This is a genomic window from Bdellovibrio sp. HCB117 (assembly GCF_047305915.1).
Lineage (GTDB): Bacteria > Bdellovibrionota > Bdellovibrionia > Bdellovibrionales > Bdellovibrionaceae > Bdellovibrio > Bdellovibrio bacteriovorus_B.
Window position 1 is genome coordinate 1,162,429 of sequence record NZ_CP178622.1, and the last position, 26,163, is coordinate 1,188,591.

Annotated in this window: 30 protein-coding genes; 18 read left to right on the plus strand and 12 right to left on the minus strand. The window is 46.1% G+C overall.

Annotated elements, in window-relative coordinates; all coding sequences use genetic code 11:
• Positions 1 to 92 precede the first annotated feature (92 nt).
• The 3 genes from ACLWBD_RS05580 to ACLWBD_RS05590 form a co-directional block, all read right to left on the minus strand.
• A complete protein-coding gene (locus ACLWBD_RS05580) occupies positions 93 to 716 on the minus strand; it encodes a DUF1989 domain-containing protein (protein WP_413569925.1) in 624 nt (207 codons plus the stop codon).
• A complete protein-coding gene (gntA, locus tag ACLWBD_RS05585; RefSeq protein ID WP_413569927.1) occupies positions 709 to 1,398 on the minus strand; it encodes a guanitoxin biosynthesis heme-dependent pre-guanitoxin N-hydroxylase GntA in 690 nt (229 codons plus the stop codon). Before gntA ends, ACLWBD_RS05580 begins: the two co-directional genes overlap by 8 nt.
• A 168-nt stretch (positions 1,399 to 1,566) precedes the next feature.
• Entirely contained in the window at positions 1,567 to 1,779 is a 213-nt protein-coding gene (locus ACLWBD_RS05590) for a hypothetical protein (RefSeq protein WP_063209248.1), read from the minus strand.
• Between the two features lie 369 nt (positions 1,780 to 2,148).
• On the opposite strand from ACLWBD_RS05590, the gene dnaK reads away from it, so the two are divergent.
• Positions 2,149 to 4,062: a molecular chaperone DnaK gene (gene dnaK / locus ACLWBD_RS05595; protein WP_413569928.1), complete on the plus strand. Its 1,914-nt coding sequence runs from the start codon at positions 2,149 to 2,151 to the stop codon at positions 4,060 to 4,062.
• Positions 4,063 to 4,146: 84 nt separating this feature from the next.
• On the opposite strand, the gene ACLWBD_RS05600 is transcribed toward dnaK, so the two are convergent.
• Positions 4,147 to 5,010, minus strand: coding sequence for an MBL fold metallo-hydrolase (locus ACLWBD_RS05600; protein WP_063209252.1), 864 nt, complete (start codon positions 5,008 to 5,010; stop codon positions 4,147 to 4,149).
• A gap of 90 nt (positions 5,011 to 5,100) precedes the next feature.
• Between ACLWBD_RS05600 and ACLWBD_RS05605 the strand changes: the two genes are divergently transcribed.
• The 5 genes from ACLWBD_RS05605 (at position 5,101) to ACLWBD_RS05625 (ending at position 9,830) form a co-directional block, all read left to right on the plus strand.
• Entirely contained in the window at positions 5,101 to 5,517 is a 417-nt protein-coding gene (locus ACLWBD_RS05605; protein WP_413569930.1) for a YeeE/YedE family protein, read from the plus strand.
• Positions 5,518 to 5,955, plus strand: coding sequence for a DUF6691 family protein (locus tag ACLWBD_RS05610; RefSeq protein WP_413569932.1), 438 nt, complete (start codon positions 5,518 to 5,520; stop codon positions 5,953 to 5,955).
• Between the two features lie 134 nt (positions 5,956 to 6,089).
• Positions 6,090 to 8,027, plus strand: coding sequence for an acetate--CoA ligase (gene acs, locus ACLWBD_RS05615; RefSeq protein WP_063209634.1), 1,938 nt, complete (start codon positions 6,090 to 6,092; stop codon positions 8,025 to 8,027).
• Positions 8,028 to 8,060: 33 nt separating this feature from the next.
• On the plus strand, positions 8,061 to 8,582 hold the full coding sequence (locus ACLWBD_RS05620) for a DUF6580 family putative transport protein (RefSeq protein ID WP_413569934.1): 522 nt from the start codon (positions 8,061 to 8,063) through the stop codon (positions 8,580 to 8,582).
• A gap of 159 nt (positions 8,583 to 8,741) precedes the next feature.
• Entirely contained in the window at positions 8,742 to 9,830 is a 1,089-nt protein-coding gene (locus ACLWBD_RS05625; protein WP_413569936.1) for a tRNA-dihydrouridine synthase family protein, read from the plus strand.
• Position 9,831: 1 nt separating this feature from the next.
• On the opposite strand, the gene ACLWBD_RS05630 is transcribed toward ACLWBD_RS05625, so the two are convergent.
• Positions 9,832 to 10,245, minus strand: a complete 414-nt coding sequence (locus ACLWBD_RS05630; protein ID WP_063209262.1) for a hypothetical protein — start codon at positions 10,243 to 10,245, stop codon at positions 9,832 to 9,834.
• Positions 10,245 to 10,502 carry a glutaredoxin domain-containing protein gene (locus ACLWBD_RS05635; protein ID WP_253696942.1) on the minus strand — a complete coding sequence of 86 codons (258 nt, stop codon included), beginning with the start codon at positions 10,500 to 10,502 and terminating at the stop codon, positions 10,245 to 10,247. Before ACLWBD_RS05635 ends, ACLWBD_RS05630 begins: the two co-directional genes overlap by 1 nt.
• A gap of 48 nt (positions 10,503 to 10,550) precedes the next feature.
• Here ACLWBD_RS05635 and ACLWBD_RS05640 point away from each other — a divergent pair, with 48 nt between their 5' ends.
• Together ACLWBD_RS05640 and ACLWBD_RS05645 are read left to right on the plus strand one after the other, a co-directional pair.
• On the plus strand, positions 10,551 to 11,207 hold the full coding sequence (locus tag ACLWBD_RS05640) for a class I SAM-dependent methyltransferase (RefSeq protein ID WP_413569939.1): 657 nt from the start codon (positions 10,551 to 10,553) through the stop codon (positions 11,205 to 11,207).
• Between the two features lie 266 nt (positions 11,208 to 11,473).
• Entirely contained in the window at positions 11,474 to 13,864 is a 2,391-nt protein-coding gene (locus ACLWBD_RS05645; protein ID WP_413569940.1) for a hypothetical protein, read from the plus strand.
• On the opposite strand, the gene ACLWBD_RS05650 is transcribed toward ACLWBD_RS05645, so the two are convergent.
• The 3 genes from ACLWBD_RS05650 to ACLWBD_RS05660 are packed head-to-tail and all read right to left on the minus strand — an operon-like array spanning position 13,861 to position 15,689.
• A complete protein-coding gene (locus tag ACLWBD_RS05650) occupies positions 13,861 to 14,817 on the minus strand; it encodes a tRNA dihydrouridine synthase (RefSeq protein WP_413569942.1) in 957 nt (318 codons plus the stop codon). The genes ACLWBD_RS05645 and ACLWBD_RS05650 overlap by 4 nt on opposite strands.
• 3 nt (positions 14,818 to 14,820) lie before the next feature.
• Positions 14,821 to 15,279 (minus strand): EVE domain-containing protein, encoded by a 459-nt coding sequence (locus ACLWBD_RS05655; RefSeq protein WP_413569944.1) that lies wholly within the window; start codon positions 15,277 to 15,279, stop codon positions 14,821 to 14,823.
• Positions 15,276 to 15,689, minus strand: a complete 414-nt coding sequence (locus ACLWBD_RS05660) for a YchJ family protein (protein WP_413569946.1) — start codon at positions 15,687 to 15,689, stop codon at positions 15,276 to 15,278. Before ACLWBD_RS05660 ends, ACLWBD_RS05655 begins: the two co-directional genes overlap by 4 nt.
• A 93-nt stretch (positions 15,690 to 15,782) precedes the next feature.
• Here ACLWBD_RS05660 and ACLWBD_RS05665 point away from each other — a divergent pair, with 93 nt between their 5' ends.
• From ACLWBD_RS05665 to ACLWBD_RS05690, 6 genes are all read left to right on the plus strand, one after another.
• Entirely contained in the window at positions 15,783 to 16,547 is a 765-nt protein-coding gene (locus ACLWBD_RS05665; protein WP_413569948.1) for an SDR family NAD(P)-dependent oxidoreductase, read from the plus strand.
• Between the two features lie 35 nt (positions 16,548 to 16,582).
• Positions 16,583 to 17,962, plus strand: a complete 1,380-nt coding sequence (fumC, locus tag ACLWBD_RS05670) for a class II fumarate hydratase (RefSeq protein WP_413570716.1) — start codon at positions 16,583 to 16,585, stop codon at positions 17,960 to 17,962.
• Between the two features lie 62 nt (positions 17,963 to 18,024).
• Positions 18,025 to 18,957, plus strand: a complete 933-nt coding sequence (locus tag ACLWBD_RS05675; RefSeq protein ID WP_063209277.1) for a hypothetical protein — start codon at positions 18,025 to 18,027, stop codon at positions 18,955 to 18,957.
• Positions 18,958 to 18,969: 12 nt separating this feature from the next.
• Positions 18,970 to 19,410, plus strand: a complete 441-nt coding sequence (locus ACLWBD_RS05680) for a hypothetical protein (protein ID WP_063209279.1) — start codon at positions 18,970 to 18,972, stop codon at positions 19,408 to 19,410.
• 50 nt (positions 19,411 to 19,460) lie between these two features.
• The gene (locus tag ACLWBD_RS05685; protein WP_063209281.1) at positions 19,461 to 21,485 is read left to right on the plus strand and encodes an ATP-dependent helicase; all 2,025 of its coding nucleotides are present in this window, start codon (positions 19,461 to 19,463) and stop codon (positions 21,483 to 21,485) included.
• A gap of 360 nt (positions 21,486 to 21,845) precedes the next feature.
• A complete protein-coding gene (locus ACLWBD_RS05690; RefSeq protein ID WP_253696945.1) occupies positions 21,846 to 22,451 on the plus strand; it encodes a hypothetical protein in 606 nt (201 codons plus the stop codon).
• A gap of 10 nt (positions 22,452 to 22,461) precedes the next feature.
• Here ACLWBD_RS05690 and ACLWBD_RS05695 read toward each other — a convergent pair whose 3' ends face one another.
• Together ACLWBD_RS05695 and ACLWBD_RS05700 are read right to left on the minus strand one after the other, a co-directional pair.
• Entirely contained in the window at positions 22,462 to 23,133 is a 672-nt protein-coding gene (locus ACLWBD_RS05695) for an RluA family pseudouridine synthase (RefSeq protein WP_413569953.1), read from the minus strand.
• Positions 23,130 to 23,543 (minus strand): hypothetical protein, encoded by a 414-nt coding sequence (locus tag ACLWBD_RS05700; protein WP_413569954.1) that lies wholly within the window; start codon positions 23,541 to 23,543, stop codon positions 23,130 to 23,132. The genes ACLWBD_RS05695 and ACLWBD_RS05700 overlap by 4 nt, the downstream gene beginning before the upstream one ends.
• Before the next feature lie 116 nt (positions 23,544 to 23,659).
• Between ACLWBD_RS05700 and ACLWBD_RS05705 the strand changes: the two genes are divergently transcribed.
• From ACLWBD_RS05705 to ACLWBD_RS05720, 4 genes are all read left to right on the plus strand, one after another.
• On the plus strand, positions 23,660 to 23,926 hold the full coding sequence (locus ACLWBD_RS05705; protein WP_063209289.1) for a hypothetical protein: 267 nt from the start codon (positions 23,660 to 23,662) through the stop codon (positions 23,924 to 23,926).
• 73 nt (positions 23,927 to 23,999) lie between these two features.
• Positions 24,000 to 24,929: a ParA family protein gene (locus ACLWBD_RS05710; protein WP_063209291.1), complete on the plus strand. Its 930-nt coding sequence runs from the start codon at positions 24,000 to 24,002 to the stop codon at positions 24,927 to 24,929.
• A gap of 10 nt (positions 24,930 to 24,939) precedes the next feature.
• Positions 24,940 to 25,557: a hypothetical protein gene (locus tag ACLWBD_RS05715; protein ID WP_063209293.1), complete on the plus strand. Its 618-nt coding sequence runs from the start codon at positions 24,940 to 24,942 to the stop codon at positions 25,555 to 25,557.
• A gap of 8 nt (positions 25,558 to 25,565) precedes the next feature.
• On the plus strand, positions 25,566 to 25,895 hold the full coding sequence (locus ACLWBD_RS05720; RefSeq protein ID WP_063209295.1) for a BolA family protein: 330 nt from the start codon (positions 25,566 to 25,568) through the stop codon (positions 25,893 to 25,895).
• A gap of 1 nt (position 25,896) precedes the next feature.
• Here the strand turns inward: ACLWBD_RS05720 and ACLWBD_RS05725 are convergent, their stop codons facing one another.
• Positions 25,897 to 26,157 (minus strand): hypothetical protein, encoded by a 261-nt coding sequence (locus ACLWBD_RS05725; RefSeq protein ID WP_413569957.1) that lies wholly within the window; start codon positions 26,155 to 26,157, stop codon positions 25,897 to 25,899.
• Between the last annotated feature and the right edge of the window lie 6 nt (positions 26,158 to 26,163).

Genomic DNA, 26,163 nt, shown 5'->3' on the forward strand with positions numbered 1-26,163 from the left:
TGAAGTGGGATACTTATACGCCCATACAATTTGAACAATTCTAAAGAGCGAAGCCTGTTAAAATACGTTCAAGATATTAAGGACGACATAAATTAAATTTCTGACTTCGTTCCATCACTTTCTTTGCGATACCAGACCGGTTTGCACGTTCCATGATTCGTCCCCTCGTGCGAACATGCGGTGAGTCCCACAACCAAATCCATTTCCGCTCGAAATAACACGAAGTCACCGGTTTTTGCGACGGGTTTTTCAATTTTCACTCGTCCTTTTTCATCCACAGTGACATTCATAAAAATATTGAACGTCGTTGAAATCTGATCTTCATGAATTCCAAATTCCGCAAGGTTCCTTGCCAGGTTTTCATGACAGCTCGGATGATAGTCCTCGTTGCCCGCGATAATCTGAAACATCCGAAGACTACAAGGAGTCATTAAAAAATCATGGCGACCACAGCTGTCTTCTAAGATCGTCAGCATCACATTGCTACGATTGGAATAAAGATGATGCCCCGAAGTCAGATAAATCGTATCGGCCCAATCGATAGAGCGACCTGCCGAAAGACTTTCCCAAAGATCGCGAGCATTAAAGCAAAAAAGATCCGACACTTGAAAATCATGCGGAGTCATAACACGCAAAAGTTCCCCTTTACGTAAAAGAAAGGCTGCTCCTGTTTGTGCAGGCATCACACAATAAGTTTGTTCTAAAGTATCAGACACGCGACAACGCCTTTTTCGCTAATCCCACAAGTCCTTTCGTGAAAGGACACTTCCAATCCGAAGAGTTCGCACGACCGGAAAACTGAATTGCTTCCCACACGTCGTTATGAAGTTCTGCCATCGGGTTGACGGAGCCTTGAAAACGCTCATCGCGCTGACGGTTTAACTTGATCATCGGCTGATAAAGGCCTTGCTCTTGAAGTTCGTGAAATTGACTGTACAAGTTAAAAACCAAAGCGGGATAAGGAAGGCGACGCGAAAGACGGCTGCTTAATGGATGCAGTCCTACAACAAAGTATGCGCTGCCGTCTAAACTAAAACAGAAATTCTTGTCTTCCGGATTGTCACTGAATGTCGGATCCCAATTGCCGGCGATATCGGGATGATTCCATATCGCCGAAAGCTCATTCCAAAGTTTCATTTCAAATTCTTCTTCGCTGTTGACTGAATCCTGCGGAAAAATCGCGAAGTAAGTGAGGTTCTGAATTTTTTGAGATCGCTGTTTTTCTTTAAATGCGATCAAGTTCGCCGCCAAGGTTCGAGCGCTCTCACCGCTGCCAAAGCTTGAGTACGTGTCGAAGATCAGTTCTTTTTTGAAAAGAGCTTGAACCGCAGCAATACAGGGATAATTTTTCTGAGAGATCAAATTATGAATGTCAGATTCAACCTGAGAAATGTCCATGGACTATGATTAGTCGAAAGGACTAGGTGCTACAACGGCGACACTCATGTGTTTTACCACTGATTGCGGACGGGAAATTTACTTCGCACGATCGGCAATCAAAAGAGCCATTCTTTTCCGATTTTAATTTTCAACTTGGAGTTATCGATTGTTTTGCAATTTAAATTGTTATTCTTTTTGCGCTGAAGACTTCACACGTTTCTTGATGGACTCAAACTCAGGGCTCTCTGGATGGGTTTGCGTTGATTTGCCGTTGTCATCACTGAGCTGTTCATCCTGCTCGGCCTCGCGCTTTTCCGCGCGAATCTCGGCTTGGGCCAATCCAAACATAAGCAGCGACGAAACCAGAACCGCTGCCATCTTGAAACTGAAGTGTGTCATAAGCTGGGCTCCTATCATAAGAGTTTGATTGATCGATAGAAGTAGGGTAACCGAATGAGGTAAAAATCTTATGAATATGGCATTTAAATTCTTTAATCCGGGTGCTGCAAAATCAGGCAGAAATTGAGGCCCCGGCGTTGAAGGGTTTGCGCCGAGGCCTTGAGGGGCTTCGTTTCCTGTTTTTTTAAGAGAGGAGCGAAGAGCCCATAATGCACGTCGCTGCTCCATAACACGAGTTAAATATCCGTAAGATATTGAAATTATTCGTTAAAAAAATGTCATAAAAAAGTAAGATGACGAGCTTGACGAATAGGAAGTCCGACCCACATTTAAAGAGCTATAAGCAGTTAATATTTAAGGAGAATTAGTATGGGTAAAATTATTGGTATCGACTTAGGAACGACGAACTCATGCGTCGCGATCATGGAGGGCGGCGAGCCTAAAGTGCTTGTGAATGAAGAGGGCGCTCGTACTACTCCTTCAGTTGTCGCTTACACTAAGGACGGCGATCGTTTGGTAGGTCAAATTGCTAAACGTCAAGCGGTGACGAATCCTGAAAACACAATCTATTCTGCAAAACGTTTCATCGGTCGCAGATTTGAAGAGATTCAAGAGGAAATCAAACTTGTTCCTTACACTGTGGTTGCTAAAGGCAACGACTGTGCTTTCAAAGTTCAAGGTAAACAGGTTTCCCCAGAGGAAATCGGTGCCGCAGTTCTAGCTAAATTGAAAAAAGTGGCTGAAGACTATCTTGGTGAACCGGTAACTGAAGCTGTAGTGACAGTTCCAGCTTACTTTAACGATGCGCAAAGACAGGCAACGAAAGATGCTGGTCGCATCGCAGGTCTTGAAATCAAACGTATCATCAACGAACCGACGGCCGCCGCTCTTGCGTACGGCATGGAAAGAAAGAAAGACGAAAAAATCGCTATCTACGACTTCGGTGGTGGTACATTCGATATTTCTATCTTGGAGGTTGGCGATGGAGTTGTGGAAGTTCGCGCTACTAATGGGGACACTCATTTGGGTGGCGATAACTTTGACACCGTAATCTTAGAGTGGTTGATCTCTGAATTCAAAAAAGATCAGGCGATCGATCTTAAGAACGACAAAATGGCTTTGCAACGTTTGAAAGAAGCGGCAGAGAAAGCAAAAATCGAACTTTCTTCTGCGCAGGAAACTGAAATCAATCTTCCGTTCATCACGGCAGACCAATCAGGTCCTAAACATTTGCAAACTCGTTTGACTCGCGCAAAATTCGATCAAATGACAGAAGATCTAGTAAAACGCTCTATGGAGCCTTGCCGTAAAGCCTTGGCTGATGCGGGCATGAAAGCTTCCGAGATCGACGAAGTTGTCTTGGTGGGTGGATCGACTCGTATCCCATCTATCCAAAAAGCGGTGAAAGAGTTCTTCGGTAAAGAACCAAACCGCACTGTGAACCCTGACGAAGTGGTGGCAGTGGGTGCCGCGGTACAAGGGGGCGTTCTTGCTGGAGACGTGAAAGACGTTCTTCTTCTAGACGTAACTCCACTCAGCCTTGGTATCGAGACTTTGGGTGGCGTTATGACGACACTTATCGAAAGAAACTCAGCGATCCCTACGAAGAAATCTCAGGTGTTCTCGACTGCTGCTGACAATCAGCCAGCCGTAGACATCCATGTTCTTCAAGGTGAGCGTAAGATGGCGACAGATAACAAAACTCTGGGCCGCTTTGAGCTAGTGGGTATTCCGCCAGCTCCACGTGGTGTTCCTCAAGTAGAGGTGACTTTTGATATCGACGCCAACGGTATCTTGCACGTAAGTGCGAAAGATATGTCTTCTGGTAAGACTCAACAGATCAAGATCACGGCGCAATCAGGTCTTTCTGAAGATGAGATCAAGCGTGCAGTGAACGATGCTGAAGGTCATGCTGAAGAAGATAAACGTAAAGCAGAAGCAGCAACTCAAAGAAACAACTTGGACAACTTGGTTTACCAAACTGAGAAGTTGATCAAGGATTCTGGTTCTCAATTGCCTGAAAGCGAAGTGAAAGCGGCTAACGACGCGATCGCAGAAGCGAAAAGGGTTCTAGAGAACAAAGGTGCGGAAGTGAGCGAGCTCAAAGCTCAGTTTGAAAAACTTCAAGCTGTGACTCACAAAATGACTTCTGAGCTTTATAAAAAGCAAGGAGCGCAACCAGGTGCTGACGGTTCTTCGGGTGATCAAGGCGGCGGCGAAGCCAAAGCTGAAGAGAAAAACGGCGACGACGTGATCGACGCTGACTACAAAGACGTCAACTAATCCTAGGCGTATCTAACATAAAAACTTTAAAGGCCTGTTCGAAAGAGCAGGCCTTTTTTATTTTAAAATTCAAAGCTTTTAAATCTACTGAGGAAGAAGCGGCGTTTTTACGTAGCTGACACCGTTGGATTCAGCAGGGGGCAAGTGACCCGCACGAATATTTACCTGAAGGCTTGGAATCAAAAGCTTCGGCGCTGCTAAAGTCGAATCTCTTTGAGTGCGGAACTGCACAAAGTCTTTTTCGCTGACATGGCCTGCAAGTTGAATGTTCTTTTCTTTTTGTTCTGCAACGCTGGTTTGAAAGCGTAATTCGCGACCTTGGGGTTGATAATCATGGCCTACAAAAATTCGAGTCGAATCAGGCAACGTATAAATTTTCTGAGTGATGGAATTATATAAGTTATGAGCACTTCCATTCGGGAAATCACAGCGACCCGTCCCTGAATCCGGCATAAACATCGCATCACCCGAGAATAAAGCATCTTCAATCAAATAAGAAACGCACGCAGGCGTGTGGCCCGGTGTCGCCAAAGTTTTTATTTTTAATGATCCCGCCTCAAAGACCTGTCCATCTTTAAGCAATAAATCAAAATCTTTCCCTTCGGTATTTACATCTGTCAGGTTGAAGAGTGTCTTAAAAGTTTTTTGCACTTCAGTGATTTTCTCACTGATAGCAACCTTGATTCCCGGAAAGAAATTTTTAAAAAGTTGAGAGCTTGAAAGATGATCCGCATGAGCATGTGTCTCTAACACAAAGTGCGGCTTTAAGTTTTTTTCCTTTAAAAACTTCACCACAGGTTCCATGGCTTTAGTGGTCAGTTTTCCCGAGGCCTGATCAAAATCCCACACAGGATCAATAACCACTGCATCCAAAGTCGTCGCATCAAATGCTACGTAGGTGAGCGTGAAAGTCCCTGGGTCAAAAAAATGTTGAATTTGCAAAGCCATGTGGTCCTCGATATTTGTGCAAAAGATATCTTTGCAAGAATATCCTTAGGATGATCTGATAGTGAAGAACTTTAAGTAGGGGATTCGACAATGACTGAAACTATCGCCTATGCCCTGGGTGGGGGCGCTTTGATTGGACTGGCCGTCTCTATCATGCTGGTCTTTAACGGTCGTGTGACCGGGATTAGCGGGATCACAAATAGTTTTTTGACCGCACAAGAAGGAAGACTGTGGCGAGGCGTCTTTATCATCGGGCTTTGGCTTGGCGGGTTCGTGATGGCGATGATCAATCCGACCTTTTTCGCAGTTCCTGAAACGCCACTGCCTTCAGTGTTAATTGCGGGCTTTCTTGTGGGATTCGGTACTGTGATGGGAAGTGGCTGTACCAGTGGGCATGGCATCTGTGGACTTTCACGATTGTCGCTGCGTTCTTTAGTCGCGACGGTGACGTTTATGCTTGCAGGAATTCTTGTCGCTACGGGTTTAAAACATTTCGGGGGAGTTTAAATGAAGAACAGAAAATATCTTCAAGCCGTCGCTTCCTTCGTTGTTGGTTTTACTTTTGCCTTAGGTCTTTCCATCTCGGGAATGACTCAGCCTAGCAAGGTGTTGGGATTTTTGACTTGGGATGAAAACTGGGATCCGACTTTAATCTTCGTCATGCTAGGAGCCATTCCAGTACACGCTATTACTTATTATTTGGCTCGGAAAAGAAAGTCTCCACTTCTGGATTCAGAGTGGCATGTGCCAACGGCAACAAAGATCTCAAAAGAGCTTGTTATTGGAAGCGCGCTCTTTGGTGTGGGGTGGGGCCTTGCCGGTTACTGTCCTGGTCCGGCGCTGACCTCCGTCGGTTCGGGATCCCTACAGGCTGTTTACTTTGTCGGAGCCATGATGGCAGGAATGTTTGCTCATCAGTTGTTTAAAAAGTCTTTCTCGAAATAGCATTGCACCGATGTAAATTTTGATTTGCGCGCCGAAGTTCTGAGTCCAAGAATTTTTGCGCAGCAACTTTTTGTAATTATAAATTTGACCTCACTGCTTGAAGGTTTACGATGAAATATAAGCCTGAGGTGAGTATGCATAAAGATCTATATCCCGTCCCTCCAGAAACAGCGAAGAATGCCTGGATCAATGAAGCCAAGTACAAAGAGATGTACGAAAAATCCATCAAAGATCCTGAGGGTTTTTGGGCAAAAGAAGCCGAGCGCTTGGATTGGTTTAAAAAATGGGACAAGGTCAAAGAAACTAGCTTCAAAAAACCTGTCAGCATTAAGTGGTTTCAAGGCGGAAAACTCAACGTGTCGTACAACTGTATCGACCGCCATTTAAAGACCAAAGCCGACAAAGTCGCATTTATCTGGGAAGCAGACAATCCACAAACTCCCTCAAAAAAAATCACATATAAAGAACTTCATCAAGAGGTCTGCCGTTTTGCTAACATCTTAAAAAAGATGGGAGTAAAAAAAGGCGATGTCGTGACGATCTATCTTCCGATGATTCCCGAGGCGGCCTATGCGATGCTTGCGTGTACGCGCATTGGTGCTGTGCACTCGGTGATTTTCGCAGGCTTTGCGCCTGACTCTATCGCGGACCGTATTATCGATGGACAATCGAAATTTGTTGTCACGGCAGATGCGGGTTTCCGCGGCAGTAAGTCCATCGCTCTTAAAGAAAATATTGATAAGGCACTCGTCAGAGCACCTGTCGAGAAAGTTTTAGTCGTTAAATACGCACAGACGGATATTCAGATGCAGGCTGGCCGCGATATTTGGTATCACGACGAAGTGAAGTCGGCGAGCGATCAATGTCCTCCTGAACAAATGGATGCCGAAGATCCATTATTCATTCTTTATACTTCGGGATCTACGGGCAAACCAAAAGGCGTCTTACATACGACGGGGGGCTACTTGTTATGGGCAAGTATGACTCATCAGTATGTTTTTGATTATCATGACGGGGATATTTACTGGTGCTCTGCCGACATCGGTTGGGTGACAGGACACAGTTACATGATCTATGGCCCCTTGGCCAATGCGGCAACGTCGTTGATCTTCGAAGGCGTTCCAAATTATCCAACGCCTTCACGTTTCTGGGAAGTCGTCGACAAACATCAAGTTTCTATTTTCTATACGTCGCCAACGGCATTGCGATCTCTTATGCGGGAAGGAGAGACTTTCGTTAAATCCAGCTCTCGCAAGTCTTTAAGAATATTAGGCACTGTCGGAGAACCCATCAACCCCGAAGCGTGGGCATGGTACTTCGAAGTGGTCGGTGATGGTCGTTGTCCGATTGTGGATACGTGGTGGCAAACTGAAACAGGCGGACATATGATCACGCCATTGCCTGGTGCTATCGCGATGAAACCGGGTTCGGCGACACTGCCATTCTTCGGAGTTCAGCCAAAACTTTTAACTGTTGAAGGAAAAGAAATCACTGAGGTTGAAGGCGAAGGCGTGTTAGTGATCGCTGATTCTTGGCCTGGTCAGATGCGTTCGGTGTATCGCAATCATGACCGGTTTGAAGAGACGTATTTTTCAACCTATCCCGGATACTATTTTTCAGGAGATGGATGTCGTCGAGACAAGGACGGATACTATTGGATCACCGGCCGTGTGGATGACGTGATCAATGTATCAGGTCACCGTATTGGGACGGCGGAAATCGAATCGGCCTTGGTTGCGAATCATCGCGTGGCAGAGGCGGCCGTGGTGGGATATCCGCATGAAATCAAGGGCCAAGGGATCTATGCCTTTGTGACTCTTAAAACCGGAGAAACGCCGAGTGAGGATATTCGCAAAGAGTTGATTCAAACGGTGCGCAAGGAAATCGGGCCCATCGCTACGCCGGATCTGATTCAATGGGCTTTCCGTCTGCCTAAAACTCGTTCCGGTAAGATCATGCGCAGAATCCTTCGTAAAATCGCAGAGAACCAGCCAGATCAATTGGGAGATACGAGCACTCTTTCCGACCCAAGTGTCGTCCAAGAACTGGTAGACAACCGTATGAATCGGTGATAGTTTTCTGCCCTGCATAAACGAGGATAATCTATGAAAACAACACAATGGATGACTTTGATTTTGATGGTTCTTGTTGCCGCTTTCAGCCGCTTGATTCCGCACCCTTGGAATTTCACGGCGATCGGTGCCATGGCTCTTTTTGGTGGGACTTACTTCCCGTCAAAAAAACTATCGATGGTGATTCCACTGGCGGCTTTGTTCGTAAGTGACCTGGTTTTGGGTTTCCACGCAACAATGCTTTATGTTTACGTAGGATTTTTAGCGGTTGTTTTATTGGGATGGACTATGCGCGAAGGGAAGACCGTCACTCGTGTTGGGACTATGTCTTTGGTCACAAGCGCGGTCTTTTTCCTGATCTCTAACTTCGGTGTTTGGATGATGGAAGGTCTATACCCAAAAACAGCTCAAGGCCTTGTTTCATGTTACGTTGCGGGCATTCCATTCTTCGGAAATCAAATCCTTGGCGATCTGTTCTTTACGGCGGTTCTTTTCGGTGGTTATGAAGCTATCAAAAAATTCGCTCCTGATTTCGCAGTTAAAGCTTCTGCTTAGTTTTAAAATGATCCACAAGCTCACATTGATCCTGTGAGTTTGTGGAGGATTCAATCTTCCTCGATTCCCCACCAGAAATATTTACGGTTTCCGTCTTGTTTTTCTTGCTAACTTCATTCGGATATTGCATGCCGGCCGCATTTACGGGTAAAAGTCGCTATGGCTTTTGACTCTCACGGATTCACTAAAAAACAACTGGGTTTGCATCGTCCTATCTTGGACGGCAAAGTGAACTTTCCACTGTGCTTGGCACCGATGGTGGGTCTTACGCACGTGGCTTTGCGTGAAGTGATTCGTGAGTACATGCCTGCGGATGCTTTTACGATCTGGCCGACAGAGATGTTAAACTCTCGCCGCATTCCCAATGAAAATCTTGTGACGACGCCAGAAACGATGCGTGCGCCTCACGAAACGGGGCTTGTTCCACAAATCTTAGGCAATGAAGAAGTTCCCATCATGGAGAGTGTGAAGCGCTTAATCGAGTGGGGAGCCGAAGCCATTGATATCAACATGGGTTGTCCCGTGCAAAAAGCGTTGAAGCACAACTATGGCGTCGCCTTAATGGGTGATCCATCTTATGCCGCAGAAGTCGTTCGCATGACCGTCAAAAATGCGACAGTTCCTGTCAGCGTAAAGCTGCGTGCCGTCGGGAGCACTAAAGAATTTGACGAGCTTCTTTCGTTCGTATCAGGACTTCGTAATTCCGGAGCTGCGTGGGTGTGTTTACATCCTCGAACAGCGGCTCAAAAACGTCGTGGCTCTGCGGATTGGGAGCAAATCAAACAACTTCATAAAGCTGTCGACTTTCCCGTGATCGGTAATGGTGACATCCAAACTGCCGACGACGCGAAAGCAATGCTTGAAGAAACGGGCTGCGATATGGCGATGGCAGGCCGAGGTTTGGCGGCACGCCCCTGGATGATGTGGCAGCTTGGTGAAGACTTGGGCTTTGCTTCTCCCGCAGGTAAAGAGGGCATGAAAGCTCCTCGCACTTCGGAAGAAGAAGGCGCTGAATACGGAAAATGTCTTTTAAAATTGATACATCTAAGCCGACAGTATTTTGGTGATGACTTAGCCATGCGCAAGGTGCGTTTCTTTGTTCGTACGACCAGCGTGTGGCTGTTATTCGGTAATGCGCTTGTCGGAGTGTGTGCGAAAGCTCGCAACGTCGATGAAATGATTGAGGGTGTGCAGAAATTTTTCGAGGGCCCCGTTGAAATGAGCCCTCGCACAGAATTGCGCCAATAAATTAAGGAAAGCGTGGTGGTACCGGTGGGTTCGGTGGTCTGATCGGTTCCTGACCGTAAGCCGAAAGATTCACACGGTAGTTCTTATCTGAAGTCCACACTAACAATGTGCCGCTTGCCGGGCCAGCGAAAGTATTCCAGTAAGTTACAAAAATCTGACAAGATTTACCTGGTTTTAAAACCGTCGGACAGTTGTCTTGGGCACTAAAACCCATGCCTTTAATGTCCCACACGATTTTGGTGATATCTTGATCGCCCGTGTTTTTAAGCTGCAAGCTGCCACGAGCTGTTCCGTTGTAAGGAGCAGAACCCAAACCCATGTAAATCACTTCCGTTCCGCCCACAGGATTGATTTCTTCTGCGTGAGCAGATGAGACCGCCAGTGTCGTCAGAAAAGCGAACAACAAAGCCTTCATTATTTTCCTCCCAGCATGGAATCAAGTTTACCTTCTTCATCCAAGGCTTTCAGATCTGTGTAACCACCGACCAATTTGCCGTCGATAAGAATGATAGGAACTGTTCTCCATCCTGTTTCATTTTTGATGCGATCGATTTCTTCTTGTTTGCCCGTAAGATCCACAACATCGTAATCGATGCCTTTGCCATTCAAAAAATTGATAGCGCGGTCACAATAGGGACAAGGGTCTTTTTTATAAATAACTACTTTAGCCATAATTCTTTTTGACATACGGGTGCAGGGGAGACAAGGATTCTTCCTGTCATGCAGTGCTTACTTTGTCAGTCACCAAACTCAAATGCTTTTAAAGTGGTAAAGAAGCCCGAACGCAATTATTACCACTGCGAAGACTGCGATTTTATTTTCATGAACCCCGCAGAGCGTCTGAGTCTTGAGGAAGAAAAGCAACGTTATGACCTTCATCAAAATCAAGAAAGTGCGGGCTACTTAGCGTTCTTTGATCCGCTCATCAAAGGTGTTACAGATCACTTTAAAGCCGCTGGTGTAGAGAGTTTGGAACTTACGAGTTTGGATTATGGCTGTGGTCCGACGGCGACATTGAGCAAGCTTCTAAACTCGCAAGGGTTTGAAACTTCCGACTATGACGCTTTTTATTTTCCAGACACCGAAAGTCTGAAGCGCACTTATCATCTAATTACAAGCACTGAAGTGTGGGAACATCTTCACAATCCCAAAGTGGAAATCGAGCGCATGTTAAGCCTCCTCAAACCCGGGGGGATATTGGCAATCATGACTTCCGCTCACAAAGGCGAAGCGGCCTTCCATGACTGGCATTATCGACGTGATCTTACTCATGTCGGATTCTTCTCAGAAAGAAGCATGAATTGGATCGCGGAGCGATTCCGTTTGCATGTTGTGAAGATGAAAAGTCCCTACTTCATTTTTCAAAAAATGTTCTGAAGCGAACAAAAACATCGGATCGCATAGGTCTCGCTGTGAGAATCGTTTGTTCGAATCTTGATTGAGCCTCCAGATACTCCGAAGAGTTACTTGGAGTTGATCTGGCTTTTACAAATTTTTTATTTATTCTGCTCGTTTCGTTAAATTCTTTTGCTATCTCTAGTAGCGAGAGCCTTCTGCTTTCGGTCGCCTGTAAGAAGAAACCCGAGTGTGCCACCACTTACAAAGATCCCATTGAAAAAATAAAACTGACCTGTGAGATGCAAGTGCAGTCGCTCAAATGCGCTGAGCTTGCGAAAAAAAATCCAGAGTGGGCGCCGCTGATGCGACGTTGTGATTTGGATAGCTTGTGCAAACAAAACGACGACTTCCTTCGCGAGCAGGGAGTTGCCTGTTTGCGTGGTTATAAAAATGCGATGATTGATTTGGGAATTTCGCTCAAAGACATGGCTGTGTCTTTGGGCGGATTCATCGAAAACTCCTGGGAAGGCTTTAAAGAAAATAACAAAAAAAGAGCTGAGTTCCTGCGTGAGTGTGACAAGCTTCTTTCTTGTAAACGCGACTTGGTCAAAGACGATCATCGCTACAATAAATTGAGTGATGCCGATTTGGAAAAATATCCGGCGACTTTCCTCTATATCGAAGCTCAAGATATGAAAGCTTACATGTCGTCCATTCGCCGAATGACGCCGAAGCCTTATGTGCCTATCTCTGAAAGGCCTGTGGCCGAAGATGTGCAACTTTCAGTTGAACAGCGTAATAAATTAGGTGCGCTTAAAAACATGGTGATGGATACATTGAATAAACAGTATCAGCGCTATTCCTGTTACAACGCCTTAGCGCAAGAAGAGCTGGCATGCTACGCGATCGGAAATGTCATTGATCCGACAATTCTGGTGGGGGGGTACTTCTTAAAAGGCGGCCGGGCGGCCATCGCTGCGGGACGAGGCATAAAAGCCGAAGTGACTGCTTTAGAGGCCGCGGAACTTGCCAAGGCCACCGAGGCCACTAAAATCGTGGAAGCATCAAGAATCACAGAAAGTGCGAGTGCTAAAACTTCCGGAAGCACCGTCACTCAGGCGCAGAGGAATGCTGATAATTCAGATATCATCGCCAAACGAAGAAAATCAGATCAAGAGGTCGGAAAAAACTCTTCGACGGCGTCCTCCAGGTCAGCAGGCTTTAAAGACCGCGAGGGCTTGATAAGAAAATATCTCGAGTATTCACCAACGACGGTGGCGCAGAATGAAAAATGGATTTCTTTAGCGAATAGTGGGACGAAAAGCAAAGCCACCTTTCTGGATGTGGAAAACTCGCAGATGAAAGTTCTTAATGATTCTTTGAAGGATAAAAATCTGGTGACGGGTCTTACAAATTATCACAAAGATCTTTTGCTCAGTAACGTGAAGGCCTTGGAAAAAGAATTTCCGGGCTTGATCGTTGATCCCTATTCGGATTTTAAATCAATGCGTTTTTCTTTCAGTGGCAAAGTGCCTAAAGATCTTGAAGCGCGCCTAGCAAAAGTATTCAAAGAAACAAACACCGAATTTGATACCTATCTAAAAGAAAACGGCATCATCCGCAGCGTGGAAAAGTCGGATCAATGGTTCAGAGCGGGCATAGGACAAAGTGCCGATCAAGCGAACTTGGCGGCTCGCTATTCTCGCCAGCTTTCCGAAAACGAACTTCAAGCGTATTCGAAATCAGAACTTCAAATTATGATGAGGCAGAAACTTTCTGATATTGAAAAAGATCGTCAAAGCCTGCGCCAGTATTTTGGAAAAACCAACTTGGTCTCAGGTCAAACCTTTGACACTGATGTCTATGACATTGTTCGCAAAGGGGCGGGTGACACCACGAAGATTTCAAAAGATCTGGCCAATCGATTTGGAACGGAGGCTTTAGATACATCGCAAGTGAAAACTTTAGAACGTTACGTGAAAGCAGCCGATGATTTTTCGCCCGGTCTTTACATCGCAAAAAGGGAAACACCGCATTTCAACGAAGCGACCATGGGAGGACTTTCCGCTGATATGATTGGAATGGGCGGCGCGAACCTGAAAGGGACCGCGGAAGCTTTAGCGGGGAAGACAAATTTAGATAAAGTTTTGGAAAGCACTCGTCTGGCCGAAAAAACCGTCACCCATCACTTCGTTGAACAGAAGAAGGCTTTTCAAGAAGTTTTGCAAAAATCCGTGGATCCCGGAAAGCTGCAAACCGTCTGCTCGGGGGATGATTGCGTGGCGATTGCCAGCAAACCTCTATCGATTCAAGATAAAGAAAGTGTGATGAAAAACTTGGCACAGACCAAGTACTCTGGATCTTTCCGTCTCTCTTTTGTTTCTGACGGTGTCAAAGATGCTTCAGCACGCAACATCCTAGCTACTCACGGTGAATCGGTTGAGAAAACACTTCGAAAATCTTTGGGTTCCTCCATGGAGCCTGCGAAATTAAAAGGTCTCACTTTCGGAGTCGATATGCAAACCACCCACCTGAATTCGGGTGGAGTTAAGCTGATCGTAGGGCAGTCGCCTTTGGTTCGGCTTTCTGCTAGAGAGCGCGAACAAATTCAAAAGGCCTTTAAAGAAGCGGTGGAGTCATTAAATAACGATCTGCGCGCGCAAAGAAAAAGTGCCAGCTACTCAGCGGTCAATTAGTTGGCAGAGCAAATACGCTCAAGATTTGCACGGAACTCGACAGGTTTTTTTAAGATTTTAATTTCATCAAAAACTTGTTTCGCTTCGGCATTCTTTAAGGAAAGTGCTTTGAGCCACTGTTTTGTGCGCGAAACCGCAAAGTAATCGTTGATATAAAGCGTGCTGGCTTCAAAGAACTGAGGCAGAAGGGGTTTTGCCCGTTGCCAGTTCATTTCTTCAACCGGTTCATTGGAAAGGCTCTGTTTGATCTGACGGAAGATAAAGGGATTGCTCATCACGCCACGACCGATCATATAGTCTTCACATTGTGTGACTTCCACGCAGCGTTTGAAGTCGGCGACATTCCAGATTTCACCGTTGGCGATGATTTTCAATTTCGTCGCCTCTTTGATTTTCGGAATCCACTCCCAATAAGCAGGTGGTTTATAACCATCGGTTTTGGTACGACAATGCACGGTCAACCATGTGGCGTTTGCTGCTTCGACGGCTTGAGCGATTTCTAAACATTTCGTTGGATCATCAAAACCTAGACGGATTTTTGCTGTCACCGGCACATGCGCGGGTACAGCCTTACGAACCGTATCCACGATCGTGTGAACACGATCACAGGACTTTAAAAGACTGGCGCCCCCATCATGACGGTTCACTGTTTTTGCCGGGCAGCCAAAGTTTAGATCAATTCCGAGTGCGCCAAGTTTGACGGCTCTTTGTGCATTGAGCGCCAAAGGTTCGGCATGACCGCCAAGAAGTTGAACAAAAACGGGTGTACCCCAACGAGTGCGAGAATTGGTTTTTAGCTCTGGACAGTTCTTATAAAAGACACTTTCAGGGTGCAAGCGATCGGTAACACGAAGAAATTCGGTCACACACTGATCCACACCACCAATTTGTGTCAAAGTGTCGCGCATCACCCAGTCAACGACACCTTCCATCGGAGCCAAAAAAAGTTTCATGCTTTAAACGCCACCCATTTTTTTGACGATATCAAAGTGCTTCTTATCGACGGGCTGAACCGAAAGGCGAGAGCCTTTTTGCAAAACCACCATGTCTGCCAGTTTTTCGTTGTCACGCAAGTCAGAAAGGCTGATGAAGTTTTTAAACTTCGCTACGAATTCGACTTCGACGCAGAACCAGTTCGGTTTTTCTTTTGTGGCTTTGGCATCAAAGTATTCAGATTTTTTATCGAACTGAGTTTTATCTGGGGCTGCCGCTTTGGATACTTTCGCGATCCCCGCGACTCCAGACGGCTCGGCATTAGAGTGATAGAATAAAACAAGATCACCGACCGACATCTCTTTCGACATGAAGTTGCGGGCTTGATAGTTTCGGACGCCTTCCCACCATGTGGTTCCATCTTTTTTTAGAGTATCAATGGAATAAACGTCAGGTTCTGATTTCATCAACCAGTATTTCATTTTGTTTTCTCCGATTTGATTTTTCCGGATTTAAAAAACCATTCGCCCGCTTGTTTGCGGAAGGTGCTGACCTCGTGATGAACGTACTCTTCGTCATCAACAGTGTAGAAGGCTTTAAACTCCACGGTGCCTTTGGTCCCTTTTTCTTCAGCCTTTACGATTTCTAATTTAAGGAATTTCGCACGCTCTGCCCATTCTTTATTGGCGTCTTCGTCAATCAGATCCAAAGTTTGGGGATCCGTTGTATCGCGCAGATACTCCATTTGATTTTTCGCAAACGCCGAATAGCGTGAACGCATCAAAGCTTCGGCTGTTGGAGCTAAGGCTTTGCCAGAATGATAAGGACCACAACACTCACTGTAAGTTTTCTCGGAACCACAAGGACATTTCATAGTCCGCGAACCTAACACAACGCCTTTCTAGCACCTACGCCCATCGCATCGCGTCGCGCAAAAGGTACCTGCTTCCTTTTCTACACAAAGGGAAGCAGGTACCTTTAAGAGATGGAAAAGAAATGGGCGTTTATTACTGGGGCGACTTCGGGGATTGGCTGGGCGACGGCTTTGGCTTTGGCGGGACAAGGGTATTCTATTTTTGCGACGGGACGTCGTCGTGATAAACTCAATGAGTTAGAAACGGCTTTAAAGGCGGCTCATCCGAATATCCAAGTGAAGTCCGCGCAGTTTGATATCAGTGATCGCGATGATGTGACTCAATTTATGAAAGCTCACTATGCGGAAATGGCTCATATTGATGTTCTGGTGAATAACGCCGGACTCGCTAAAGGCGTCGATAAGATGCAAGATGCGAAACTTGAAGACTGGGACACGATGATTGATACCAACGTGAAAGGTCTTCTTTACGTCACGCGTGGGATTGTCGAACACATGGTTCGCAGAAATTCTGGTCACATTGTAAATCTGGGTTCCGTGGCGGGTCGTTGGACTTATCCAGGCGGAGGCGTTTATTGCGCAACGAAATTTGCGGTGCGCGCCTTGAGCGAAGGTCTGCGCATGGATCTTCTGGGAAGCAAAGTGCGTGTGACCAATATTGAGCCGGGCATGGTCCACACGGAGTTTTCTTTGGTGCGTTTAGGCGATCAAAGCAAAGCTGATAAGGTCTACGAGGGAATGACGCCGCTTTCAGCGCAAGACATCGCTGAAACCATTGCTTGGTGTGTCGCTCGCCCGGCACACGTGAATATCCAAGAACTTGTTATTTATCCAACTGATCAAGCTCACGTAGGCCAAGTGGCAAGAAAGAACTAAAGTCAGATCTTTGAAGGAGTTTGCAAATGGCAGATATGCGTATTGAAAAAGACACCATGGGTGAAGTGCAAGTCCCCGCCGATAAATTCTGGGGAGCACAAACGCAAAGATCCACTCAAAACTTCCGCATTGGCGGCGATCGTTTTCCTCGAGAAATGATTCGCGCGTTGGGGATCTTAAAAAAATGTGCCGCGCAAACAAATCAAAAACTAAATCTTTTAGACGCCAAGAAAACCGACGTCATTGTGAAAGCCGCAGATGAAGTCATTGCTGGAAAACTGGATGCACACTTTCCTTTGGTCGTATGGCAGACGGGCTCGGGCACTCAGACAAATATGAATGCCAATGAAGTCATCGCCAATCGGGCGATGGATATGATGGGTGTTAAACTTCCTTCTAAAGAAATCCATCCCAACGATGACGTGAATAAAGGCCAGTCTTCAAATGACACCTTTCCAACGGCGATGCATATCGCTGTTGCCGAGCAGGTTCATCATCGCCTGCTTCCCATGATGGAAAAGCTGCATAAGGCTTTAGAGAAAAAACAAAACGAGTTTAAAGACATCGTGAAAATCGGGCGCACTCATTTGATGGATGCGACGCCGTTAACGTTAGGCCAAGAGTTCTCGGGCTATGTCACTCAGATGAAGCACTCGATCCAACGAGTGAAAAACACTCTTCCGCACTTGCATGAATTAGCTCTTGGAGGAACGGCGGTAGGAACGGGACTGAATACTCATCCCCAATTTGCCGTTGAAGCGGCCCAAGCGATCGCCGCTGAAACTAAAATCCCTTTTGTTTCCGCAGAGAACAAATTTGAAGCTTTGGCAGCGCACGATGCTTTGGTGGAAGTGAGTGGCGCTTTGAATTCTGTGGCCGTCTCATTGATGAAGATTGCGAATGACATCCGTCTTTTGGGGTCGGGTCCTCGTTGCGGAATCGGCGAGCTTCACTTGCCAGAAAATGAACCGGGAAGTTCGATCATGCCGGGGAAAGTGAACCCGACTCAGAGCGAAGCTATGACTATGGTCTGTGCTCAGGTGATGGGGAACCATGTGGCTGTCTCTATCGGAGGAGCTACCGGTCATTTCGAACTGAATGTCTTTAAGCCTTTGATCGTCTTTAACGTTTTAAATTCGGTACGTTTGCTTGCAGACGCCTGCGAGTCATTTACTGACCATTGTGTCGTGGGAATTGAAGCCAACACCAAACAGATTCAGAAGCATCTTGAGCATTCTTTAATGCTTGTAACCGCTCTGAATCCTCACATTGGCTACGACAATGCTGCCAAAATTGCCAAAACTGCCCACAAAAATGGCACTACGCTGCGCGAAGAAGCTATCAATCTTGGACTCCTTTCTGGCGAAGAATTTGATAAGATAGTACAACCTAAAGAGATGGTTGGGGCCCGGTAGGGCGCAGAGCGGAGGCCGGCACGGCCGGGAGCTGAAGCAGCTCAGAACTGGAGTAGCATTCGATGAATTCACTATTGGCAAAAGCGGACTGGATGGAGCGCGATGATATTCGCCCTTATGTTTTCGTACGTCCAGAAAACCAAATCGCTCAGCCAGGGTCTCTTCATCGCTTAGACTGGTTCACGAAGCAACCTGTGTTCAAAGATCCTTTGGATTTAAGTGAACTGGCTTTTGCCGATCGCATCTATTCGATCGAAGAGCGCGCTTTCGGTCCTTCCAACATGGCCATGCCCCGTTGGGTTTTTTATGATTGCGCCGTCATGCCAGGATTTGTTGCGGGCTTTGCCTGCAAGCCTTCGGCATTGACGAAAAGCATGCGTGAAGCTTTAGATCCCAAAAAATTTCCGGCGACGAATTCTCCGATCAAAACTTCCAGCGTTTTAAAAGAAGTGACATCTTTAGACGAGATGGACTGGATTCCGCTTTCTCTTTTCATCATCATTCCGACGATGCATCGAGGAGAGTGGGTCGCGCACAACCTCTGCTCGATCAATTCTTTGCTTCCACAAGGCGAGGGCTTTTACGGTTTAGGATTTTTATCTAAGGCCTTCGGTCTTTGGTACGCCAATGTCGATCAATGTTCGGGCATGACTCAATGGGGAAGTCCGGCGTTGAAGTTGCACTCTCACTATGGTCACTTGGAAGTCATCGGGGCTTATGCTCCGGTTCACTCTCATGCGAAAACCATCACGTACCGTGTGAAGGTGAATACGAACAACTGGGAAAAGTTTTTTAATAAAGAAGAGGACTATGCCTTTTTGGAAAACTATGGACCGACAAACTCCATGATTGATCCCAAAAGTGAACAAAGCATGTTGGAGTTCCAACACCGCATTGAAAGCAATAGTGGGCCTTACTTCTTAAGTGCAAGTGAGATTGCGCAAAAGAAGCTCGATGAAAAATTAATGATTTATAGTTTGAAACAACAATACTAGATAGGAAGAACAATGACGATGAATACACTGCCCCCCGTCGCGAAATCTTTTTTTGCTTTCTGCAAAAAATGTGATGCTGATAGATACCACGTGGTCCTAGCGCACACATCGGCGACGTCGGCAAAAATCAAATGCGAGATTTGCGGATCTCAAAAAACTTACTCTCTTCCTAAGACACAAACTAAGACGGGCAAGCCTTTGACGGGTGCTGCGGCGAAGAAGCGTGAACAAACAATGAATTCTCGCCGTTCCAGCCACCGCAATGAGTACGAAATGTTGATGGCGACTGAAAACGCACCAACAGCTTCTTACAACATGAAGGGCAAGTTCGAAAAGAACACGAAACTTCAACATCCAAAATTCGGGATGGGTTTCATTAAAGACGCTATGTCTGATAAAATCGAAGTCGTCTTTGAAGACGAAGTTCGTACATTGATCCACAATAGAGTTTAATATGTATCTGTAAGGCCGAAGTCCATTCGGCCTTTGAAGTAGTGAGTATTATGGAATGGCTTAAGGGGCTGAACCCCGAACAGCAAAAGGCCGTAAAGCATAATTACGGCCCTTTGCTTATTTTGGCAGGGGCGGGTTCAGGAAAAACGACAGTTCTTGTTTCAAGAACGGGACGCTTGGTTTCAGAGCGTGTGGCGCAAGCACAAGAAATTTGCGTGTTAACGTTCACGAACAAGGCGGCGCGCGAACTTAAGCACCGGGTTGGAGTGAAGCTGGGCAATACGGGGAAAAATCTCTGGGCAGGGACTTTTCACTCGTTTGGCCTGCAGATCCTGCGCCGATTCCATAAACACGCGGCTCTTTCACCTTACTTCGGTATCGTCGATCAAAGTGATTGCAATGCGATTCTTAAAGACCTGATGAAGGATATTAAGAATTCGGGCAAAGATAAGTTCGACGTCGATAAAATTCTGACAATGATCAACGACAAGCGCACGGGGTTGGCTCCGCAGACGGAAGCTTTCGACGAATACCACGAGATGGTCGAAGTCCTAACGCCGAAGTTTGCCAAGCGCTTAGAGCACTTAGGTGTGGTGGACTTTGAAGGTCTTCTGATTAAGCCCTTACAGCTCTTTAGAGAACATCCAGATATTCTTGAAAAAGTTCAAGGCATGTTCAGTCAGGTGATGGTGGATGAGTTTCAAGACACCAATCGCCTGCAAATGGATTTGATTCATCAAATCGTTAAGTCTCATAACAATCTGACGGTGGTCGGCGATGACGACCAGTCGATTTACGGTTGGCGCGGGGCGGAAGTAAAAAATATTTTGAACTTTCCGCAGGAATTTAAAAACTGTGAAGTGATTAAACTTGAGCGCAATTATCGTTCGTCAGCTGAAATTTTAGCTGTCGCCAACGCGGCGATTTCTAAAAATAAGAACCGTCACGGTAAAATTTTAAGAGCAGAAATAGCGCAAAGCACGGGTGTGCTGCCTGAAATGTTTTTGTTGGAACGCGAAGAAGATGAATGTGAGTTCGTCGTCAGCGAAATTCAGCACTTTATGCGCCAAGGTCACTCGTATAAGGATTTTGCCGTGCTTTATCGCTCCAACACGCAAGGTGGCTTGATTGAGTCGTCTTTGCGTCGTGCGAATGTGCCGTATCATATCTCGGGTGGAACTTCGATCTTTGATCGTCGTGAAATCAAAGATTTGATGGCTTATTTAAAGCAGTCTTTAGCGCCGAATGAGGTTTCTTTACGTCGTATTATCAATGTTCCGTCTCGCGGTATTGGTGACACGACGATTGAAAAGCTCAGTGAATTTGCGCTTAAAAAACGCATTAACTTCGTGGATGCCTGTCGTTTCTGGCGTGAAGCCGAAGTGCAGGAAAAAGCGGGTCTTGCGATTGATGATTTGATGAAGTTCATCGAGGATCTTCCAAAGAACATTCTGGATTTCAATGTCGGATCGTCTCCGGGTGCAAAGATGGTGCAAATCTTTGCAGATATTGGTTATCGCGAATACGTTTATGGAACGGCCGCGGACCCGACGAGTGCCGAGAAAAAATGGATGGTCGTTGAAATTCTGGGCCGCATTTTGGATGCGTACCTAGGGCGTCGTTCTTATGACGTAGAAAGTATTAAATCTTTCATCGATTCAATGCTTTTACGCGACGATATGTCAGGTGAAGAGGAAGAGCCGAACAAAGTGCAATTGATGACTCTTCATGCCTCTAAAGGTTTGGAATTTCCGATCGTGATTTTAGCGGGGATTGAAGAAGATTTATTGCCGCATAAAAATTTAGGTTCGGATATCGATGAGGAACGCCGTTTGTTCTATGTTGGTGTCACTCGTGCGAAAAAGCGCCTGGTGATGTCACGGTGTCAGCAAAGAAAAAAGAACGGTGTGGTTCGTCCCTCAGCGCCGTCAAGATTCCTTCTGGAAATCCCGAAAGAGCTTTATACCGAGTTTCCTTTAGGAGCGCGCCCCGTTTCCGGGCAAGAGCGGGAAGATTTAGTATCGAGCTTCTTGGCGAAGTTGGACAGTAAACTGACCCCTCCGCCGAAGAAATAATCTTTAGAACATTTAGAACTGCCCCCTTTTTCTGTGCAAAGTTATTTCGAGCTCTTGGCGTGGCACTTGCCATTGCTGATTCTCATGAAGTTCAAATGCCCTTACTGCTATACTCAAAGAAATCCAAGTTCTGCTTCTCGGACAATTCGCAAGCTTGGATCTTATTATCGTAAGTCCGATGGTCAGCATCTCTCCAGATTCTGGTGCTTTTCTTGTCGCAAAAGTTTTTCTGCAGCCACGTCGAGTCCCTTAAAAGGTCAGAAGAAAAGACATTTAAATAAGACTGTCTGTGACTTATTAACGGGCGGTGTTAGTCAGCGGGAGGCGGCAAGAATATTAAAAATCAATCCCAAAACCGTAGTGCGGAAGTTCCGGTTCTCTATTGCGACAGCTAAAGAAGAACTCAAAGAGTGGAATAAAAAGTTTCCGCTTTGTACTGAAGTGGAATTTGATGATCTTGAAACCTTTGAACATACTAAGTGCAAGCCTCTTTCGGTGACTTTGATGGTTGAGTACTCGACTCGAAGGATTTTAGGTTTTGAAGTAGCGCAAATGCCAGCGAAGGGAAGGATAGCAGCATTTGCCAGAAAGAAGTACGGACCTCGGGCAGATCACAGGTCTCAAGCTCGTAAAAAGTTGTTTTCAGAGATGCAAAAATTTGTTTCGCCAATAGCTCTAATCCGATCTGACTCAAATCCTTACTATCCAAAAGATGTAAAAAGGTATTTCCCGAAAGCCCGACATGAAACCATCTTTGGTGGAAGAGGAGCTATTGTTGGTCAGGGGGAATTAAAGAAACTGAAGTGGGATCCGATTTTCAGTTTGAATCACACTTGTGCGATGTTAAGAGCCCACATCAATAGGCTCTTTAGAAAAACCTGGTGTACAACCAAGAGAGCTGATCAATTAGCGGGGCACATTGCTCTCTATGCTCTGCTTCATAACCGTCGCCTCGCCACAGGCTGAGGGGGCAGTTTTAGAACATTTTTTGGAAATCAGGTGGCAATGGCGTTTCAAAAGTTTGGATGCGGCCACCGATTGGCAGGCTCAAACGGAATGCATGAAGGAACATGCGATCTGTTTTATAGATGCCCGCCATTTTCTTATTGTAAGCGTCGTCGCCATAGCGAGTGTCGCCAACGATAGCGTGTTTTGCCAAAGCCGCGTGTTTGCGGATCTGATGTTGACGGCCTGTTAAAAGACGCAATTCCACCAGCGAAAAATACTTATTGGATTTAAGCACTTTGAAAAGAGTTTTAGCTTCTATGCGGTCTTTCAAAAGACCTTGAGGATTTTTACGTCCCTCCGCTTTGTCAGAAATCGGAAAGCTCCACTCTTGCCACTCGTCAGAAACGTCCATGCTGCCGCGAAGAACCGCGTAGTACATTTTTTCTGCTTTGTGAGTTTGAAACTGTTCAGAAAGGGCAGCTGCTGTCTCTTGCTCTGTCGCAACAACCAAAAGACCGCTGGTTTCTTTATCCAAACGGTGTACAGGATAGATGTCGTGGAAAGTTCCCGGATGAAGTTGTTTTTTTAGAACGCTGCGAACGTCGCCAGCTTCATTGTGTACGGAAATGCCAGTGGGTTTATTGATAATCAGCCAGTGTTTTGATTTTTCAATAACAGGCAGTTTGTTCACGGGTTTCATGTCGGGGACTCCTTCAGAATCTCTTGCACTTGCTCGACAAGAAGATCCTGTTCGGTCAAAGCACTGGAAAATAGAAACCTTTCTTTACGGGAGACCGCCAAAGAATGCACGGAAATTAAGACGAGCAGGTTAAAGAAGAACCCCAGCCAGCTTAAAAATAGGAAAAAACTACCCATCAAGAGCAGATTTTTTTCGTAGGCTTTGAGATCCTGATCTTCTTTTCCCTCTTGAAAGGGCTCTAGATCCGAGCGCGACTCACGCCAAAGCAGCCCGGCTTTGCGCAAGTTCGCCTGCATTTTTCGGTACGTGGTACGTTGGACTTTCCTGCGATGAAGCCAGATTTGCAGACCCGTCACCCCTGCCGAAGGAATCCATCCGATGACATAAGCTGCTGCCAATTCCGGAGCCATACATGTCCTTTCTGTAAGTCTAAGGATAGTCTTGAGAGCTGATTCTTAGCAAGAGACGGATGTATACCCAGGAGGGAGACATAAGAAAATGCAACAATAGGTGGCAGGGGGTGATTATGAGTCCTGCCGTCCAAGAGTTTTTGCATTTTTTAGACAACTATCATGAAGACGATCTGGATTATGGCGACTTTAAGCGCGAAGTGGACCTGCATCTGCGCCGAATGATCGAAGGTCTTCATCCTTTGACCCCAGAACAAATCTGGCAACTGCGTAAAATGCGTGAGCAGCTTCTTTGGTCTTATCGCTTCGATGTCGAGGAGATGCGTTCCCTTCTGATGGAGGAATCAAAGCACCTTGAGGATTTTGCGCCACCAGAAATCTAACAGAATAACTCTGTGCGCCGCTCTTGCGCTAAGGAACACCTCTGGGTAGGCTTGATTCACCAGGAGGTTTCTGATGTCAGCATTGGCGCAACAGGAGTTTTGCATCACACTCAGTGATTTGGCCTCTTTCATGGAAATAGCCCCTTCCGAAGTAAAGCAGAAGGCGGAAAAACATCTGCATAAAAAAATCAAGTCGCCTTGGCTTATGCCCGAAGAGGTTCGTACACTCTTGCTGGCTGAAGGTTTTAAGTACCCGCAAAAAGTCATCTCCGTGCAAATGTTAAAAGGCGGGGTGGCGAAGACCACTTCTGTTTTGAACATGGGTTTGCGAGCAGCGATGTATGGTGCGCGCGTTTTATTCGTTGATTTAGATCAGCAAGCCAATCTGAGTTTTGCCCTGGGCGTAGAAGACGAAAGCCTTCCGGTCTGGGTGGATATCGCTGAAAAGCGCAAAAGCATTGAAGAGTGCGTTCGCTTTGTTGAGCCTCACGTGGATTTGATTCCTTCTTCTTTGAACAATTCGGTTTTAGAAAGAGTTCTGATGAACTCCAACCGCAATTGGGCGCAAATGGTGAAAGCTCCTTTAGAAAAAATCAAACACCGCTACGACCTGATCTTAATCGACACGGCCCCGGCTTTAAGTGCGGTGAATACAGCGGTGACGGTGGCTTCCGATGAGGTCATTTTACCGGTGAATCCTGATAAGTTCGCGTTCTTAGGCTTGCAGAAGAACTTGAGCGAATTAGACGACATCAAACAGGACTTCGACTTGGAATTTACGAAAAAAATCCTGTTCACAAAGTTTGATGGTCGTGAAAACACCAGTCATGAACTTTTACAGAAATGCATCGAATCTTTTGAGGATTGCCTGATGAAGGGGTATATTAGAACTTCATCCGAGGTGAAAAACACCGTGCGTTCCGGCAAGGGATTGTTTGCTGGAAAGTCCCCAGCCAAAGCGGATTATGATTTTGTCACTCGAGAAATGTTAGGATTTGTCTAAGAGGTGTCACATGCCAGAAATTAAGCACTACGACGGTAAAAAGAAACATTCATCTAAAGGCGGGCACAAAAAAGCTCACCACCATGATAAGCACGCACCAAAGCGTCGCCCTCATCATGAAATGGAAGCTGATGAGGCTCTTCACGATGAAGAAAACATCGAGATGGAAACTGCGGCGATCATGAACGACGCCGGTGTGATCGTCGACGAAGCGGAAGTGACGATCGAAGAGGCAGATGCTATCAATACCGAAGCGCAAAACGAAGGTGTTCGTCCGGAAGAAATCACGGTGGAAGCTCATCGCGTTTCTGACGAAGACACGTCTCATGAGGATATGATGTCTTCTAACGGCGAAGGCCCCCAAAAAGTTCACTTAGAATTCTACGGCAGCGAATTGATCCGCATGAAAGCTCCCAAAGTCATGGAACTTGCTGACACCGTGGCTGACGAATGGGTTCACGACGGTCAGTTTGAAGGCCTTCCAGTGGGGCATCCTTTGGCGCAAATGGCAGCTGCAAAAGCTTTACGTACAGCCAAAGATGTGGAAAAGAAGCTGGAAGAAAAAGGCGTTTTCGTCATGGCGAAAATGGGTTTGGACTACGTAAAATCCAAGATCGATAAAAAATAAAAGGTTTCATGTCCACACGTGCTACTCGTTTGAATGATATTTTAAGCAAAGCTCTCGTTCCGATCCATATGGAAATCGAAAACGAGAGCTTTATGCATTCTGTTCCTCCCGGCAGCGAGACTCATTTCAAAGTTTTGGTGGTCTCTGAGAAGTTCACGGGAAAATCCCGTATTGACCGCCAAAGAATGATTAACGAGCTTTTAAAAGAAGAGTTGCAAAGCGGTCTTCACGCCTTGACGCAGAAAACTTTGACGCCAGAAGAATGGGAAAAGCAAAAAACAGCCTTGAATTTCGAGTCCCCGGAATGTCTTGGGGGCAGCAAACACGACAGAAAATAAATTAATCGGCGAATTCGTTCAGTTTGGATTTAAGTTCGCCCAGAAGTCTTTTGACTTCACGAAGCTGCTCTTCTTCAGGAGAGATGCGATTGGACATCTGTTCTGTCAGAGTGTCCCAGCTATTCAGTGCTTCGGTTAGATCCTTATTCAGGTTTCCAAACAGCGATTTGCGCGAAGAAGAGGGCTTTTCGGAGGTCTCCGAACGGGCGGCCGCTGCTTCTAAGAGCGTATTCGATTGTTTCTCTAAGGCGTCGTCACTCATTATGCT

Excerpts from the sequence above, each read along its gene's own strand:
- ACLWBD_RS05685 (WP_063209281.1), top strand. The coding sequence starts at position 19,461 with ATGGAATGGCTTAAGGGGCTGAACCCCGAACAGCAAAAGGCCGTAAAG.
- ACLWBD_RS05650 (WP_413569942.1), bottom strand. The coding sequence starts at position 14,817 with ATGAAACTTTTTTTGGCTCCGATGGAAGGTGTCGTTGACTGGGTGATG.
- dnaK (WP_413569928.1), top strand. The coding sequence starts at position 2,149 with ATGGGTAAAATTATTGGTATCGACTTAGGAACGACGAACTCATGCGTC.
- ACLWBD_RS05665 (WP_413569948.1), top strand. The coding sequence starts at position 15,783 with ATGGAAAAGAAATGGGCGTTTATTACTGGGGCGACTTCGGGGATTGGC.
- ACLWBD_RS05640 (WP_413569939.1), top strand. The coding sequence starts at position 10,551 with ATGCAGTGCTTACTTTGTCAGTCACCAAACTCAAATGCTTTTAAAGTG.
- ACLWBD_RS05625 (WP_413569936.1), top strand. The coding sequence starts at position 8,742 with ATGGCTTTTGACTCTCACGGATTCACTAAAAAACAACTGGGTTTGCAT.
- ACLWBD_RS05710 (WP_063209291.1), top strand. The coding sequence starts at position 24,000 with ATGTCAGCATTGGCGCAACAGGAGTTTTGCATCACACTCAGTGATTTG.
- ACLWBD_RS05700 (WP_413569954.1), bottom strand. The coding sequence starts at position 23,543 with ATGGCTCCGGAATTGGCAGCAGCTTATGTCATCGGATGGATTCCTTCG.
- ACLWBD_RS05600 (WP_063209252.1), bottom strand. The coding sequence starts at position 5,010 with ATGGCTTTGCAAATTCAACATTTTTTTGACCCAGGGACTTTCACGCTC.
- acs (WP_063209634.1), top strand. The coding sequence starts at position 6,090 with ATGCATAAAGATCTATATCCCGTCCCTCCAGAAACAGCGAAGAATGCC.
- ACLWBD_RS05675 (WP_063209277.1), top strand. The coding sequence starts at position 18,025 with ATGAATTCACTATTGGCAAAAGCGGACTGGATGGAGCGCGATGATATT.
- ACLWBD_RS05630 (WP_063209262.1), bottom strand. The coding sequence starts at position 10,245 with ATGAAGGCTTTGTTGTTCGCTTTTCTGACGACACTGGCGGTCTCATCT.
- ACLWBD_RS05715 (WP_063209293.1), top strand. The coding sequence starts at position 24,940 with ATGCCAGAAATTAAGCACTACGACGGTAAAAAGAAACATTCATCTAAA.
- ACLWBD_RS05705 (WP_063209289.1), top strand. The coding sequence starts at position 23,660 with ATGAGTCCTGCCGTCCAAGAGTTTTTGCATTTTTTAGACAACTATCAT.
- ACLWBD_RS05635 (WP_253696942.1), bottom strand. The coding sequence starts at position 10,502 with ATGGCTAAAGTAGTTATTTATAAAAAAGACCCTTGTCCCTATTGTGAC.
- ACLWBD_RS05720 (WP_063209295.1), top strand. The coding sequence starts at position 25,566 with ATGTCCACACGTGCTACTCGTTTGAATGATATTTTAAGCAAAGCTCTC.
- ACLWBD_RS05655 (WP_413569944.1), bottom strand. The coding sequence starts at position 15,279 with ATGAAATACTGGTTGATGAAATCAGAACCTGACGTTTATTCCATTGAT.
- ACLWBD_RS05590 (WP_063209248.1), bottom strand. The coding sequence starts at position 1,779 with ATGACACACTTCAGTTTCAAGATGGCAGCGGTTCTGGTTTCGTCGCTG.
- ACLWBD_RS05610 (WP_413569932.1), top strand. The coding sequence starts at position 5,518 with ATGAAGAACAGAAAATATCTTCAAGCCGTCGCTTCCTTCGTTGTTGGT.
- ACLWBD_RS05680 (WP_063209279.1), top strand. The coding sequence starts at position 18,970 with ATGACGATGAATACACTGCCCCCCGTCGCGAAATCTTTTTTTGCTTTC.
- ACLWBD_RS05695 (WP_413569953.1), bottom strand. The coding sequence starts at position 23,133 with ATGAAACCCGTGAACAAACTGCCTGTTATTGAAAAATCAAAACACTGG.
- fumC (WP_413570716.1), top strand. The coding sequence starts at position 16,583 with ATGCGTATTGAAAAAGACACCATGGGTGAAGTGCAAGTCCCCGCCGAT.
- ACLWBD_RS05620 (WP_413569934.1), top strand. The coding sequence starts at position 8,061 with ATGAAAACAACACAATGGATGACTTTGATTTTGATGGTTCTTGTTGCC.
- gntA (WP_413569927.1), bottom strand. The coding sequence starts at position 1,398 with ATGGACATTTCTCAGGTTGAATCTGACATTCATAATTTGATCTCTCAG.
- ACLWBD_RS05725 (WP_413569957.1), bottom strand. The coding sequence starts at position 26,157 with ATGAGTGACGACGCCTTAGAGAAACAATCGAATACGCTCTTAGAAGCA.
- ACLWBD_RS05605 (WP_413569930.1), top strand. The coding sequence starts at position 5,101 with ATGACTGAAACTATCGCCTATGCCCTGGGTGGGGGCGCTTTGATTGGA.